Here is a 15,708-nt window from a genome sequence, read left to right as displayed (position 1 = left end):
AAACCCGTTCCGCTATGATAGGCATCTTCAAAACCAATATCGGAAGTCAACACGACAAACAAGCCATGATACAGGCTATTACCTCCAGCTTCCAGGTAGCCAGCTGCCACGTGGACCTCGATGACTGCGACAGGGTGCTCAGAATTGGCGACCTTCAGGTGACTGAGAATATCATCATTGATTTCGTACAACGACAGGGATTTCTCTGTGAAATACTGGAATAATTGATTTTTCACAGGTAGAAATGATCAATTTATTGAGTTTAGCACCTGAAAAGTAAATATTACTATATTTTATATCTATCAATTTATTGGACAGGTCACAAAACCGGCGTAACTTCAGGAAGAATGCAAAGTGGCCCGGGTATCAGTTTGGAAGCGTCCGGTTTTGTGTTTTATGCACCCTCTAAATCATTTCCTATGTACCTGAACCAGCATGAGATCCATTCTCAGATCAATAGCAGCTTCGATAATTTTGTTGATTTCGTGCAGACATTGCCGGATCATCGTTTCACGGCTACGCCTTATGGTAAATGGTCTGCAGGACAACAACTCCAACATCTCATTAAATCGTCCAGGCCTGTAGCTACCGCTATGGGATATCCGAAAATATTGCTGCACTACTTTGGCACCAGCCGCCAGCCATCACGCTCCTATCCGGAACTGGTGGAAGATTATCGCCAGCTGCTGGCCCATGGCGGCAAATCCACCATCACCTACCTGCCCGGTATTGTTTACGGCGCACAGCGGCCCGTACTCATAGAAGCCTTCCTTAAACAAAAGGGCAGACTGCTGGAAAATCTTGGCAGATGGTCTGAAAATGAGCTTGATAAGTATCGCCTGCCCCACCCCCTGCTGGGCAAAATCACCATGCGGGAAATGTTGTACTTCACGGCCTATCATACAGAACACCATCTTGAACAGCTGAAATTCCATGAACTACAACGCCACAACTGGGAAAATCAATTACAACAACTCATCTTTTAATCGTTATATATCCAACTTATTTTTACGCCTGATCAGGACCGCGATGCTGTCCTGATTTTTTTTTGCCCGGATTTTGTAATTTGAGAGATGACCACCAAATGTCATACGCATAACCCCTTGCCAGTTTAGCAGTACAAACCGTACATCATTCTTGAAAAATCTATCATGACGAAAACAGCATTAGTATTAGGAGGAGGCGGTGCCCGTTGCGCCTTCGCCATAGGAGTGGTCAAATACATCCGACAGTATCATCCGGATATCCAGTTCGATATCGTTTGTGGTACCAGTACCGGCTCGCTGATTGCCCTGCTGACAGCCATCGGAGACAATGAACTGGCCGAAAAGATTTTTACCGCCAATGTTACACCCGACTTCCTTTCCACCAATCATGCTATTCAGCGACTGGCCAACAACCATCTTTCGCTGTATAACATTATTCCGTTACTGCACAAGATCAACGCCATCGTTACGGAAGACCGCTACCAGCAATTGATGGACGCTCCGCGTGAATTGTTCATTGCCACCAGAAGCCTTCAAACCGGAGGCAACATCTATTTCTCCAACCGGGAGTCCAACAGTGACGGCTACACGGTGAAAAAGCTCCCGGATATGAACACGCTGCGCGACGCTATGGTAGCCTCTTTTACGCAGCCAGCCTTTATGCCGCCCGTAGATATTACCGAGCCCGATCAACCACTTCAACAACTCACTGATGGCGGCGGCCCACTGTATGCTCCGGTAAAACTCGCCATAGACAGGGGTGCAACAGACATTTACCTTGTATTGCATACGCCGGTAGCACAGGAAGAATATAATATTCAGTTTAAAAATCTGGTGGACGTACTGGAACGTACCATGGACTGGGCCACCATCAATATGTCTGAAAAGGATATCGCCGTACCGATGGTGTACAATCAGTCGCTTCGTTATCTGGAAGCGATACAACGCCAGCTGCAGGCTGCAGGCGTACCACCGGACACGATCCATCAATGCTTTGACCTGCCGGAGGCAGCGCCGTTCAAAGGGAAAAAAATATTAAACCTGCATGTGATAAGGCCGGATACCTCGCCGGCTGCAGGTATGGGCGGACTGGAATTTATCAACCGCGCTATTAAAAACATGATAGCCGACGGGGAAACGAAAGCCGCTGAGGTAATTACGAATTACAAATTACGAATGACGAATGACGAATGGAGGGTTTCCTCATGAGAAGTTCATTTATTAACCTCTCCATGAAAAAACCCTCCATTCGTCATTCGTAATTTGTAATTTATATTGCTTTGTTATTACTTCTGTCAACATCTGCCAAACGCCGGCTGGGGTCAATTTCCAGCTCTTTTATGTCAGACAGCGGCAGGTCCAGTTCTACTTCGTAAGTAGGGTTGGTCCAGTACCAAACAGGATCGACTATACGTTTTACTGATGGTTGCTCATTGGGTTTTTCCCCAAACATGAGCGACAACGGAATATAGTGCATCACCTGATTGCCTTTTTTATCGGTCACCATAAAATCTATTGGCATGGGGAACAGACCAATACGGCGCAGGCGCACCACCGTTTTGCTACCCTTGCTATAGATGCTGTCAATACCATAATCGATATGTTTGGTGGAATTGATAAAGTACTGTTTGTACCAATCGAGCTGGATACCGCTCTGTTTCTCCATTACGCGGATAAAGTCATTGGCATTCGGATGTTTGAAACGCCATTCGTTGTAATAGCGTAACAGGCCGGCGTCGCGGTTGTCCTTACCGATCACATACCCCAGCTGCTCCAGGAATACAGCCCCTTTTGAATAGGCAGTAAGGCTGTAGCCATAGTTGGAATTAAAGTGGTCTGCATGGGTAGACGCCGGCTCTTCATAAGGGCTTTTCACCAGTGCGAAATAGCCATCGTAAGAGCCTTCATGCGGGTTTCTTCCCTTCAGGGAATCCACGGTATTATAGTAGGTAGCGTCTTCACCGAAAGTGGTGAAACCTTCGTCCATCCATGGATAGAGGCTTTCGTTGGTAGCCAGCATCCCCTGGTACCAGGTGTGCATCCATTCATGCAGTGCCAGATTATACAGTGCGGAGATGTTGCGGTTGCCCATGATCAGCGTAGCCATTGGGTATTCCATCCCGCCATCACCGCCTTGTATAAAGGAGTACTGCTGATAAGGATAGGCGCCGTAATGTGACTTGATATACTGGTAAGCTGTCGGAATCATTTTAGCCAGCTCGGGCCATGATTCGCGGGTGCTTTCATTTTCTATGTAAAAGAAATGCGCCGTAAAGCCATCTACCTTCTGTGTAATGTGTTTGTAGTCCGGATCTGCGGCCCATACGAAATCGTGTACGTTAGGCGCCACAAAATGCCAGGTCAGTGTATTACCAGCAGGACGGGTTACTTTAGTGCCCGGTGTTTCGTAGCCATAGCCGATCTGGTTAGGGTTCTGGAGGTAACCGGTGCCACCCAGCACATATTTTTTATCGATGGAGATTTTCACATCATAATCGCCCCATATGCCGTAGAATTCGCGGGCGATGTAGGGAGTAGGATGCCATCCTTCGTAGTCGTATTCGCACATTTTAGGATACCATTGGGCCATGGAGAAGTCCACGCCTTCTGCATTTTGGCGGCCACTTCTGCGGATCTGTACGGGTACCTGTGCTTCAAACTCCATATCGAACACAGCTTTTGAATGTGGCAGGATAGGCTTGTCCAGTGGTACTTCCAGAATTGTTTCCACTACCTTGAAGGCTTGTGTTTTACCATCTCTTTTCAGGGAGATGATTTTCTGGTAGCCTATTTCATCCGGTTTCAGTTTGGAGATGCGGTCCCGTACACGTGCATCCCAGTCCTGGCGGGGATTGCCGTTTTTATCTTTACCGAGCACGATTTTGCCCAGTTCACGGCTGCGCACGTCCATCATACTTCCTGGCTGGAAAGCGTTCCAGTACAGGTGATAGAAGACTTTCTTCAGTGTATCGGGAGAATTGTTGACATACTCCAGATGTTGTTTACCGGTCAGTTTGTTGGCAGGGGCGTCCATCGCCACATCCATTGTATACTTTACCCTTTGTTGCCAGCGGTCTGACTGTGCATTTAGTTGTAACCAGCTGCCCGTCATCATGGTAAGGGCCAGGCAGCTTCCTAATACCCCGTGCTTCATTCAGTGTTATTTTTATTCCGGGCTAAAATAAACAACATTTAGGTATTTGGCTATTTGATTATTGAGTTATTGGGCTGTTGGGTTATTGGGCTATTAATTTTGGAATTCCCTGATTTTGGGATTTTAGGGAAATATAAAAATGAGAAAATGAAAAAATGTGTTTAGTCAGCGCCCTGTACAACTACCACGATTTCGCCTTTTACCCCTTTTTCGAGGAAGTAGTCATGTACTTCCTGCAGGGTGCCACGTTTGTTTTCCTCGAACATTTTGGTGAGTTCGCGGCTAACGCAGCAGGGGCGGTCGGGACCGAGGTATTGTATCAGATCGGCCAGTGTTTTCACCAGTCGCATGGGTGACTCGTAAAAAACGAAGGTGCGTTCTTCGGTGGCCAGCTGGGTGAACAGTGTATGGCGGCCTTTTTTGAGCGGCAGGAAGCCTTCAAAAGTAAAGCGGTTCATGGGTATGCCGCTGTTGACCAGTGCAGGAACGAATGCGGTAGCGCCGGGCAGGCATTCTACCGGCACGCCGGCACGGATACATTCGCGGACCAGCAGGAATCCGGGGTCGGAAACACCGGGCGTGCCTGCATCTGTGAGCAGGGCCATGGTTTTGCCGGATTGCAGCTGTTGCAGCAGGTGCTGCACAATTTTGTGTTCGTTATGTTGATGGTAGGGAGTTACCGGTTTGTTGATCTGGTAATGTTTGAGGAGCACGCCGGAGGTACGGGTATCCTCGGCCAGCACCAATTCCGCCTCTTCCAGTACTTTGACAGCCCGGTAGGTAATATCGGCGAGATTACCGATTGGAGATGGAATGAGGTATAATTTCATGTTAATTACGAATTACGAATGACGAATGACGAATTGGGGACTACCGTTTTGTTTCAGGTCATTCGTCATTCGCAATTCGTAATTATTTTTATTGTATCTGTACTTCGAAGTATTCCATTACCTGGTTGGCCAACAGCTTCTGGCAGGCACTTTCAGCGATCTGCTGTGCTTCTTCCTTGCTGGCGGCTTCAATTTGCAGGGTAATGTGTTTGCCAATCCGTACATCTTGCACCTGGCCCATGCCAAGGTTTTTGAGACCACTCATCACCGCTTTACCTTGCGGGTCCAATAATTCTTTCAGTGGCATCACATTGATATGTGCAGTAAAAGTCATTGTGCTAAAATTTGGCGCAAACCTACTAAAAAAAATTACGAATTACGAATTACGAATTATGAATGCAGGGATCCTGTCATTGAAAGGTTACTGAATAACCGCTCCAACAGCGAACTCTCCATTCGTAATGCGTAATTTGTAATTCGTGATTCGTAATGCTATGCGGGTGTTACTTTGGGCGGTACTGCCAGCGAGAGCAACACATAACAGATGAATATAAACGGAACTGTTGCATAGTTCAGAAAAGGAATGCTGACAAGCACCAGTGCAATCAGCAATAGCCTTGTCCAGTTGGCTTTCAGGGATTTCTCCTTTATTTTCAGGCTGAGCATGGGAATTTCCGCCACCATCAGATAGCTGAGCGCTACGATGATACCATACAAGACCCAGATGTTCTGCAACCAGTGGGCCAGATTATAGGGATTATATAGTACGATCATGGGGAAAGAGGCCACCAGCAGGCCTACAGCCGGTGTTGGCACGCCAATGAAGTTTTCAGACTGACGGGTATCGAGATTAAACTTAGCCAGACGGTACGCCGCAAAACAGGGTACCAGCAAGGCCGGCGCGAGGTTCACCATGGATACGTCAAAAGTATCCGGCATTTGGTAGTAGGCGCTTCGCAGCAGCCGGTACAGCATCATGCCGGGCACTACCCCAAAAGTCACCACATCTGCCAGCGAATCCAGCTCCTTGCCCATGGGCGACTGTACTTTCAGCAAACGCGCCACCATACCGTCAAAGAAATCGAAGACCGCCGCCAGCACCACCAATGCGGAAGCCCAGTATACAGGCTCCGGATTAGTCACCGTATAATCATTGCCGTTAAACTCCACCCGGAACTCCGGCGCATGCAGCACACAAATAATGGCCAATGCACCGCAAAAAAGGTTACATAGGGTAATAATGTTAGGAAGTTGTCGCATTCAAATAGCTTTAATTCAATTACAAAGTACGAATTACGAGTTACGAATGGAGGGTCTGCTCACAGAAAGGTTACTTAATAACCGCTCTGCCAGCAAGCCCTCCATTCGTAATTCGTAATCCGTAATTCGTAATTTATTTCATCAGTGCTTCGATCTCCTCAGCAGTGATAGGAATATTCCTGAAAAGGTCCACATTGCCGCTGGCAGTAAGCCATATGTTGTTTTCAATGCGGATGCCCATTTTCTCTTCTTCGATGTAGATACCTGGTTCAACAGTCATCACCGCGCCTTCCGGTATAGGTTTGTACATAGACGGGCCCAGATCGTGCACGTCTACCCCCAGATGGTGAGAGATACCATGGTACAGGTATTTGCGGTATGCCGGCGCTTCAGGGTCCTGGTTTTTGATATCTGCTTCCGTCAGCAGGCCCAGTTTCACAAACTCTTTACCGGCTTCCTCTCCTACCATTTCGTGGTACTTAGCGATGGTGATACCGGGACGGAGAATGCTTTTAGCATAGTTATGCAGGTGCAGGCAGGCGTTATACACCTGACGCTGACGGTCCGTGAATTTGCCATTAACCGGCACCGTACGGGTAAGGTCAGCATTATAGCCACCGTATTCCGCGCCGAAATCCATGAGGATCAGTTCACCGTCTTTACACTCCTGGTTGTTGGACACGTAGTGCAGGGTACGGGCACGGTCGCCGGAAGCGATGATAGAACCGTAAGCCTCACCGGCAGAGCGGTTGCGCAGGAATTCATGCACAATTTCCGCGTGTATTTCATGTTCCCATACACCGGGCTTAATAAATTTCAGAATACGGCGGAACGCTTTTTCTGTAATGTCTACCGCTTCCTGCATCACTTTCACTTCTTCCGCTGTTTTCACCGCACGCAGCTCTTTGAAGATAACAGCCGCTCTGAGATAGTGGTGCAGCGGGTAGCGGAGCTTCATTTCCTGTACGTAGCGGTAATCTTTTACCGGTACCAGGCTGGCTTTGCGGTTATTTTCGTTGGAGTTCAGGTAGATATTGGTGGCATCGTTGATCCATTGCTGCAGCAGGGCATCGAGGCTGTCGAGCCATACTACCGTGCCGATACCGGAGATGGCAAAGGCTTCGTCTTTGCGCAGGCGGTGGCCGTCCCATTTTTCTTTCAGTTCGTTGGGGCGTACCAGTACCAGTACTTCGCGGTATTTCGGGTCCGGGTTGTCCGGGAACAACACCAGCATGGTATCTTCCTGATCAATACCGGTAAGCCAGTACAGATCGGAGTTTTGTTTGAACTTATGCAACGCATCACCGTTGGTCGGCAATTCATCATTGGAGTTGATAATAGCTATTGACTGTGGCTGCATTTTGGCCACAAAACGCGCGCGGTTTTTAACGAACAGCTGCGAGTCCAAGGGCAGATTCTTCATATCGTCTATATTTCAAATGAGGCTCCAAACCTAGGCCAAAATTTTGTGATTTCATGAATCCGCTGTGTGATAAATTTAAATTCAGGTAAACTGGTTAAAAAGCGGAGAGAGCTGGTTAAATACTGATACTCTCTTGCAAATACTTAATGTTATATTCACACATCTACCTTTTGAAATACTGCAAGGAAACGCAGCCAAATTAAAAATCTATCAACAATAACCCCAAGTACCACTCACTTTTTCTAAATTTTAGTGGTGTAACACCGATAAAATTTGACGATATCAAAAAATGCCTAGTTTTGCTGTTACACCAAAACAATCTTGCTTTTTATGCAAATGAGTAGCGTAAGGAACCCTGTTGCTGACTTACGGGAACTGGGCATAGAGAATGTGTCGAATGTATACTACCAACTGTCTCCAGAAAAACTGGTTGAACAGACGTTAGCCAGAAAACAAGGCGTACTGGCCGACACAGGAGCGCTGGCCGTTAATACCGGCCAATTTACCGGCAGATCACCCAAAGACAAATTTATTGTAAAAGACGAGCTCACCGCTGACACTGTTAACTGGAACGATTTTAACATTCCCGTTTCCGCGGACGTGTTTGACCGTCTGTATCAGAAAATCACTGCCTATTTTACCGGCAAAGATGTATGGGTACGTGACTGCTACGCCTGCGCAGATCAAGACTATCGGGTTAACATCAAGGTGGTCACTGAACTGCCCTGGTCCAGCCTGTTTGCCTATAACATGTTCCTGCGTCCCACAGAAGAAGAACTGGATTACATGCATACCGACTGGACAGTGATCCAGGCGCCTGGTTTCCTCGCCGACCCTGCCATTGACGGCACCCGTCAGGGCAACTTCAGCATGGTAAGCTTCTCCCGTAAAACCATCATCATCGGTGGCAGCGCCTATACCGGCGAAATCAAAAAAGGTATTTTCACGATCCTCAACTACGTGCTGCCACATGATAAGCAGGTATTGAGCATGCACTGTTCTGCCAATCAGGGAGACGAAGGCGATACTGCCATTTTCTTCGGTTTGAGCGGTACCGGTAAAACGACCCTCAGTGCAGATCCTTCCCGTAAACTCATCGGCGACGACGAACATGGCTGGACACCCACCGGCGTGTTTAACTTTGAAGGCGGTTGTTATGCCAAATGTATCGACCTGTCTGAAGAAAAAGAGCCGCAGATATTCCGTGCAGTACGCCCCGGCGCCCTGCTGGAGAATATTCAGTTCTTCCCCGGCACCAACACTGTTAACTACACTGATTGTACCATTACGGAAAACACCCGGGTATCTTACCCCCTGTCTTATATCGATAATGCGCTGGAACCTTCTATCGGAGGCATTCCTAAAAACATATTCTTCCTGACCTGTGATGCTTATGGCGTATTACCGCCTATTTCCAGGCTCACGCCCGGTCAGGCGATGTACCAGTTCATTTCCGGTTATACCGCCAAGGTAGCTGGTACGGAAGCAGGCATTACCGAGCCTAAGTCTACCTTCAGCGCCTGCTTTGGTGCACCTTTCATTCCGTTGCACCCGGCGCAGTACGCCCAGATGCTCGGTGAGAAAATGCGCCGTCACCAGGTGAACGTATGGCTGATCAATACCGGCTGGACCGGCGGTGCTTATGGCATCGGCAGCCGTATCAAACTGTCTTATACCCGTGCGATGATCTCTGCTGCCCTGAAAGGAGAGCTGGACAACGCCACCTTCCACCCTCATCCTGTATTCGGTGTGGCGATGCCTGATAGCTGCCCCGGCGTTCCGGCCGAAATCCTGGACCCGCGTAATACCTGGAATGACAAAGCAGCCTACGATGAAAAAGCGAAAGACCTGGCCGCCCAGTTCATCCGCAATTTCGAAAAATACGCTGCCGCTGCAGACGCTGAAATCCTCGCTGCTGCACCAAAAATCTGATGTTCTCTTATGTGATCAAAAATCTTTCCCTGCTACCCGCGGGTAGCAGGGAAGTATATATGCAAGTTTTGCCTTATAATTTCCACTATCGCGCATTCTGACGGGCGCAATGCCCGGGCAAAACAAGTGCCTCCCCTTGTTGCTTGTTTTGCCGGATGCCGCGCAATTAATTACGGATTACGAATTACGAATGAAGGGTTGTTTTATAGAGCGGTTATTAAGTAGCCTTTCTGTAAAACAACCCTTCATTCGTAATTCGTAATTCGTAATTGATTTCGTAGCTTTGCACATGCAAATTTTAGACGGTAAACTCGTTTCTGAGGCTATTAAAGCCCAATTAGCCGCTCAGGTGGCTGAATTAAAGGCTGCTGGTAAAAAAGTACCGCATCTCGCAGCTATACTGGTAGGCAACAATCCCGCCAGCGAAACTTACGTAGCTTCCAAGGTAAAGTCATGTGCAGAATGTGGTTACAACTCCACCCTGCTTCGTTTTGACGAGCAGATTTCCGAAAAACACCTGCTGGACCAGATCATTTTGCTCAATGAAAACGCAGATGTGGACGGCATCCTGGTACAACTGCCTTTGCCCAAACACATCAACGAAGAACTGGTGATCAATACCATCGATCCCAGCAAAGACGTAGACGGCTTCCATCCCATGAACGTGGGTAAAATGGTCAGCGGTTTACCAGCCTTTATTCCTGCCACACCTTATGGCATCATGCTGATGCTGGAACACTATAATATTCCTACTGCCGGCAAACATGCTGTAGTGATAGGCCGCAGCCACATCGTGGGCACCCCTATCAGCCTCCTGCTGAGCCGTAATACCAACCCGGGCAACTGCACCGTGACGCTCACCCACTCCCGCACACAAAATCTGGCTGAAATATGCCGCCAGGCCGATATCATCATCGCTGCCATCGGCAAACCGGACTTTGTGACTGCAGATATGGTGAAAGAAGGCGCTGTCGTAGTGGACGTAGGTATCAATCGTGTGGCTGACGCCTCCAAAAAGAGCGGTTTCCGCCTTAAAGGAGACGTTAAATTTGATGAAGTAGCGCCTAAATGCAGCTTCATCACGCCAGTACCGGGCGGCGTAGGTCCTATGACCATCGCAGCGCTGCTGAAAAATACCTATCACGCCAATATCGGCCTGAAAGGAAGTATGAACTAAAAGTTGCGGTAAATACCGAACTTTGTGCCGTAAATCATGTCAGTTATTACAACAAATACCAAGACCAGCACCCTGCCGGTGATGGAGAGTTTCTACACCCTTCAGGGTGAAGGCTACTATCAGGGCAAGGCAGCCTATTTTATCAGGCTGGGTGGTTGTGACGTAGGTTGCCATTGGTGCGACGTAAAAGAGAGCTGGGATGCCTTAAAACACCCACAACGCGAGATCACGGATATCGTGGAAGAGGCTGCTGCCCAACCGGGCCGCCTCGCGGTTATCACCGGCGGCGAACCGTTGATGCACAACCTGGACGCGCTCACCAAAGCCCTGCATAAAAAAGGATTCCGTACCCATATGGAAACATCCGGCTCCTCACCGCTAAGCGGCAGCTGGGACTGGATTACCCTGTCACCCAAAAAATTCAAAGCGCCGTTGCCGGAAGTTTGTAAAGTGGCCAGCGAACTGAAAGTGGTCATCTTCAACAAATCCGACTTCGCCTGGGCAGAAAAATATGCCGCACTGGTCAGCAAACAATGTAAGCTGTACCTCGCGCCGGAATGGGACCGCAGCGCAGAAATGACGCCGCTGATCATCGACTACATCAAAGAACACCCCGAATGGGGCCTGTCTTTACAGGTACATAAATATATCAATGTACCGTAACAGGATAAGATAAGATAAAACGAAGAGGCCACTGCAATGAAAGCAGTGGCTTCTTCGTTTTATCTTTTATCTTCGTCACACAACCCAGATACACTTATGAAACGTGCGCTGTTATTATCCGCCTGTTTATGGTGCTGCTGCCTGCAAACGCAGGCCCAGACTGTCACCTATGAAACAGCCCCTAAGAAAGCCAAAGCCTTTTTTGATGAGGCAGTAGACGCTGTCCGCATGTATAAAAGCAAAGAAGCCATCAGCCTGCTGCAGAACGCTATCAAAGCGGCGCCCGGCTTTACCGATGCCTATGGTCAGATGGGCCTCTGCTACATCGATCTGAAAGACTATTCCGCCGCCAAAGAAAGTTTCACAAAATTAAAACAACTCGATAGCAGCGGCCTCAAACCGGTCATGGTAGCCTATTCCCGCTCTCTCGCCGGCACCGGCGACTTTCAAAGCGCATTGAATGCTATCCGTCAATATCTTGCCACCAGCAAAACATTGAATAAAAACGCAGAAAGACTCAGAGATAATTATGAGTTTGCAGTCACCCAACATCAACAGGTCCCTTTCCATCCTGAAAATCTGGGAGATCATATCAACAGTCAGGACCCGGAGTACTTTCCGTCACTCACCATCGATGCACAAACGCTGATCTATACACGCCGCGTTAATGGCCGCAATGAGGACTTCTTCATCTCTCACCGCGACAGCAGCGGCTGGCAGCCCGCACAGAATATGGGAGAACCGGTAAACACCTCCTTCAACGAAGGCGCCCAGAACATCTCCCAGGATGGTACCTTACTTGTGTTCACCGGCTGTGAATTCCCTGAAGGCAAAGGCAGCTGCGACATCTACTATTCCGAGAAAACACCCAACGGCTGGACACCACCGCAGAACATCGGGGCACCGATCAATACACGTGACTGGGAATCTCAGCCCTGCCTCTCTGCCGACAAACAAACGTTGTATTTCGCCCGCGAAACATCTGATGCAGGTGCCGACATCTTTATGAGCCGTCGGCTTGAAAATGGCCGCTGGAGCGTTCCGGAGCGACTTGGACCTAATATTAACACCCGCGGCAGAGAAACCACTCCCTTTATCCACGCTGATGGACAAACGCTGTACTTCGCTTCCAACGGGCATCCCGGCTATGGAGGCCTCGATATCTTCTACTCCCGCCGCCAGCCCGATGGCAGCTGGGGCCCCGCCACCAATCTGGGTTATCCTATTAATACCATCGATGAAGACGCATCACTGGTAGTAGAAGCCAATGGTAAAACGGCCTATTTTGCCTCCGACCGCTCAGACACCCGCGGCGCACTCGACATCTACCGCTTTGAATTGTATCCCGAAGCCCGTCCCCTGCAAACCCTCTATGTAAAAGGTTTTGTATACGACACCACTACACATCAAAGGCTTACCGCCAATATCGACGTGATAGACCTGCAAGGCGGGTACCCGATTGCGGCAGTTAAAACAAACGATAACGGCGATTTCCTGGCACCGTTGCCGGTAGGGAAAGACTATGCTTTCCACGTGAATAAAAAGGGATATTTGTTCTATTCCGATAACTTCTCCCTGAAAGATCATCACCCCGGCGTACCGTTTGAGAAAAACATTCCGTTGCAGCCACTGGCCGTCAACGCCAGCATTATCCTGCATAACATCTTCTTCCAGAGCAACCAGTACAGCCTCGAACCGGCGTCGGTGACCGAACTGGACAAACTCGTGAAACTGATGCAGGACAACCCCGTGATTAAAATCGAGATCACCGGCCACACCGACAATGTGGGGGCTGATAAAGACAACATGGTACTGTCAACCAATCGGGCCAAGGCAGTTGTAAAATACCTGACAGACAAAGGTATTGCCGCGAACCGCCTTACCTTCAAAGGCTATGGGGAAACGCAGCCGATTGCCACCAATGATACCGAGGAAGGACGCGCCGCGAACAGGAGAACGGTATTCCGTATTGTGAGCGTGGAATAGTTTCACGCAAAGACGCAAAGCAGCAAAGACGCTAAGAAATATTTTTAAGAATTGTAAGAAAGCAAAGGAGCGGAGATCACATTTGGTGTCCGCTCCTTTGCTTTCTTTGTTTTCTTTTATTGTCTTAGCGCCTTTGCTGCTTTGCGTCTTTGCGTGAAAAAAAACTAGTAGTTAAGCAACCGCGTTTTCATCACACTGTCTTTTTGTGATGGCGTGAGTTTATACTGATAGTTGTACAACGCCCCTTCCCAGTCGCCATACATAGGATTAGGCAGTACGATGAACCGGCTACCGAAGCTGGCAGCGGATTGTAGCGCGGCAGCATTCCTTTCTGCAACCGGTTTTTTATCGAAAGCAGCGGCGAAGTCGCTGAGGTTATCACCGAAGAGCAGTACAATTTCATACTGCTGCAATACCTGTTGGCGGCGGGGTTCTTTACCGGAGCCGGCTGTTTTCAGCAGCAGGTGCTGATCGTCCGCGTCGGGGAAGCCGTAGCGTTGCAGGTTTTTCAGTGTAGCCGCCCTTTCTGTTTCCAATCTGTTGGTAATGTAAAAAACCTTCACCCCTTTGGAGGCAGCATATTTAAAGAAAGCAGGCGCGCCGGGTACTGTGTCAGCGATGGCCCTGGCGGTCCATTCCACCCAGCTTTTCTCGTCATAACTTTTGCCGTTGAATGCCTGATGTACAGTGTACGGGCTGTTATCGAGTACTGTTTCATCGATGTCTGTTACCACAGCGAGTGGCAGATGATGGGGTTGTGTCAGGTATTGATCGAGCCGCAAAGCCGCCAGTTGATAGGCTTGCAGGCAGAGGGCTTTGTATTCACCGGCCTGTTGCTGCCATAAAGCAGCCCATGCGGGGCCGTAGGGCGTGAGTTGTGTAGCCGGTGCAGCGGGTGTTTGCACAGCTACGGGCGTTGTTGTTTTACAGGCCAGCATTCCCAGCAGCAGTGCGCCTGTCCATAACCTTTTCATCATCATAAAAATTACTGTTGTTGACTGCAAAAATAATTGGTTCCCGCAACATGTGTGCTGATAGGAAAATCGTAATTTAAAAGGAAATTGTTTGTTATGTCCCAGGAGTTGCTATACCAGATAGCCTTAACCCGTATTCCTTTAATTGGTGATGTGATTGTCCGTAAGCTGCTGGAAACATTTGGCAGTGCCGGTGATATTTTCCGTGCGCGGCGGCGCGAACTGGAATGCATAGAAACCGTAGGCAGCGTCAGGGCCAATGCCATTCGTAGTTTCCGTGATTTCAGCGCAGCGGAGAAAGAGATACTTTTTATAGAGAAGTATGGTATCCGGGCATTGTTCTGTACGGACCCGGAGTATCCACAGCGGCTGCATCATTGTTACGACAGTCCTTCGCTGTTATATTTTAAAGGTGCTGCTTCGCTGAATACAACGCGGATGGTGAGTGTGGTAGGCACCAGGAAGCCATCATCGTATGGCCGGCGTATTTGCCGGCAGCTCACGGAAGAGCTGGCTGCCGCGCAGGTAACAGTAGTGAGCGGACTGGCATATGGCATTGACATATTGGCCCACGAAACGGCTTTGCAGGCAGGTACGCCCACTATTGGCGTGCTGGCGCATGGGCTGGACCGTATTTACCCGGCGGCGCATAAAGGCACCGCTGTAGCCATGATGGCACAGGGCGGGCTGTTGACCGATTTTATGAGCGGGCATCTGCCCGACAGGCAGAACTTCCCTAAGCGCAACCGTATCGTAGCCGGTATCTGTGATGCTACCATTGTCATAGAAAGCGGGTTGCAGGGCGGATCCCTCATTACGGCAGACCTGGCAGGTGGTTATCACCGGGACGTGTTCTGTGTTCCGGGAAGAGCAGATGATCCGCAGGCAGCAGGCTGTAATCATCTGATTAAAAACAATAAAGCGATGTTGATCACTGGCGCAGCAGATGTTTTACAGATGATGGGATGGGAAGAACCGTCAAAGCCGCCGGTCGTCCAGCGGGAATTGTTTTTACAATTGTCAGACAATGAACAGCAGCTGATGCAATTATTCCGGGAGAAGTCGCCACGGCACGTGGAAGAGTTGTATCTGTTGACCGGCCTCACGGGTAGTCAGGTGGCGGAGGCGTTGTTCAGGCTTGAAATGCAAAGTGTACTCAAAAGCTTACCCGGACAGCGTTACGAGCTAATAGTATAGATACACGACCAATGTTAATAACGTAATATTAACAGTCCATCAGGGGTGTGTTGGTGGTGAATATTTTATTTATTGGCAAAATAGAGCTACATTTGCGTGCAATTATTTTTTAACTGATTAATAATT

The 15,708-nt window shown here is 48.9% G+C and carries 14 protein-coding genes; 8 read left to right on the top strand and 6 right to left on the bottom strand.

Annotated features, from left to right (window positions below):
* Positions 1-14: 14 nt before the first annotated feature.
* The 3 genes from ICL55_RS24805 to ICL55_RS24795 all read left to right on the top strand — a co-directional run bounded on the left by ICL55_RS24805 (position 15) and on the right by ICL55_RS24795 (position 2,195).
* A complete protein-coding gene (locus ICL55_RS24805; RefSeq protein WP_188102526.1) occupies positions 15-224 on the top strand; it encodes a hypothetical protein in 210 nt (69 codons plus the stop codon).
* A 195-nt stretch (positions 225-419) separates the two neighbouring features.
* Positions 420-986: a DinB family protein gene (locus tag ICL55_RS24800; RefSeq protein ID WP_188102524.1), complete on the top strand. Its 567-nt coding sequence runs from the start codon at positions 420-422 to the stop codon at positions 984-986.
* Between the two features lie 165 nt (positions 987-1,151).
* The gene (locus tag ICL55_RS24795; protein WP_188102522.1) at positions 1,152-2,195 is read left to right on the top strand and encodes a patatin-like phospholipase family protein; all 1,044 of its coding nucleotides are present in this window, start codon (positions 1,152-1,154) and stop codon (positions 2,193-2,195) included.
* Between the two features lie 61 nt (positions 2,196-2,256).
* Here the strand turns inward: ICL55_RS24795 and ICL55_RS24790 are convergent, their stop codons facing one another.
* The 5 genes from ICL55_RS24790 to ICL55_RS24770 all read right to left on the bottom strand — a co-directional run bounded on the left by ICL55_RS24790 (position 2,257) and on the right by ICL55_RS24770 (position 7,653).
* The gene (locus tag ICL55_RS24790) at positions 2,257-4,140 is read right to left on the bottom strand and encodes a M1 family metallopeptidase (protein WP_188102519.1); all 1,884 of its coding nucleotides are present in this window, start codon (positions 4,138-4,140) and stop codon (positions 2,257-2,259) included.
* A gap of 161 nt (positions 4,141-4,301) precedes the next feature.
* Positions 4,302-4,970: a 16S rRNA (cytidine(1402)-2'-O)-methyltransferase gene (gene rsmI / locus ICL55_RS24785; protein WP_169224191.1), complete on the bottom strand. Its 669-nt coding sequence runs from the start codon at positions 4,968-4,970 to the stop codon at positions 4,302-4,304.
* An 88-nt stretch (positions 4,971-5,058) separates the two neighbouring features.
* The gene (purS, locus tag ICL55_RS24780) at positions 5,059-5,304 is read right to left on the bottom strand and encodes a phosphoribosylformylglycinamidine synthase subunit PurS (RefSeq protein WP_188102517.1); all 246 of its coding nucleotides are present in this window, start codon (positions 5,302-5,304) and stop codon (positions 5,059-5,061) included.
* Between the two features lie 158 nt (positions 5,305-5,462).
* Entirely contained in the window at positions 5,463-6,230 is a 768-nt protein-coding gene (pssA, locus tag ICL55_RS24775) for a CDP-diacylglycerol--serine O-phosphatidyltransferase (RefSeq protein ID WP_188102515.1), read from the bottom strand.
* A 133-nt stretch (positions 6,231-6,363) separates the two neighbouring features.
* The gene (locus tag ICL55_RS24770; protein ID WP_188102513.1) at positions 6,364-7,653 is read right to left on the bottom strand and encodes an aminopeptidase P N-terminal domain-containing protein; all 1,290 of its coding nucleotides are present in this window, start codon (positions 7,651-7,653) and stop codon (positions 6,364-6,366) included.
* 330 nt (positions 7,654-7,983) lie between these two features.
* On the opposite strand from ICL55_RS24770, the gene pckA reads away from it, so the two are divergent.
* From pckA to ICL55_RS24750, 4 genes are all read left to right on the top strand, one after another.
* Entirely contained in the window at positions 7,984-9,585 is a 1,602-nt protein-coding gene (gene pckA / locus ICL55_RS24765; RefSeq protein ID WP_188102511.1) for a phosphoenolpyruvate carboxykinase (ATP), read from the top strand.
* A 289-nt stretch (positions 9,586-9,874) separates the two neighbouring features.
* Positions 9,875-10,762 carry a bifunctional methylenetetrahydrofolate dehydrogenase/methenyltetrahydrofolate cyclohydrolase FolD gene (gene folD, locus ICL55_RS24760; protein ID WP_188102509.1) on the top strand — a complete coding sequence of 296 codons (888 nt, stop codon included), beginning with the start codon at positions 9,875-9,877 and terminating at the stop codon, positions 10,760-10,762.
* A gap of 36 nt (positions 10,763-10,798) precedes the next feature.
* Complete coding sequence (locus ICL55_RS24755) at positions 10,799-11,425, top strand: 7-carboxy-7-deazaguanine synthase QueE (protein ID WP_188102507.1); 627 nt, start codon at positions 10,799-10,801, stop codon at positions 11,423-11,425.
* 96 nt (positions 11,426-11,521) lie between these two features.
* Positions 11,522-13,411 (top strand): OmpA family protein, encoded by a 1,890-nt coding sequence (locus ICL55_RS24750; protein ID WP_188102504.1) that lies wholly within the window; start codon positions 11,522-11,524, stop codon positions 13,409-13,411.
* Positions 13,412-13,575: 164 nt separating this feature from the next.
* Here ICL55_RS24750 and ICL55_RS24745 read toward each other — a convergent pair whose 3' ends face one another.
* Complete coding sequence (locus ICL55_RS24745; RefSeq protein WP_246496558.1) at positions 13,576-14,385, bottom strand: 5'-nucleotidase, lipoprotein e(P4) family; 810 nt, start codon at positions 14,383-14,385, stop codon at positions 13,576-13,578.
* 96 nt (positions 14,386-14,481) lie between these two features.
* Between ICL55_RS24745 and dprA the strand changes: the two genes are divergently transcribed.
* Positions 14,482-15,582 (top strand): DNA-processing protein DprA, encoded by a 1,101-nt coding sequence (dprA, locus tag ICL55_RS24740; protein WP_188102502.1) that lies wholly within the window; start codon positions 14,482-14,484, stop codon positions 15,580-15,582.
* Positions 15,583-15,708 lie beyond the last annotated feature (126 nt).

The organism is Chitinophaga varians, assembly GCF_014529945.1.
Classification (GTDB): domain Bacteria; phylum Bacteroidota; class Bacteroidia; order Chitinophagales; family Chitinophagaceae; genus Chitinophaga; species Chitinophaga varians.
Note: the sequence above shows the minus strand (reverse complement) of the source record. Positions and strands in the feature narration are given on the sequence as shown.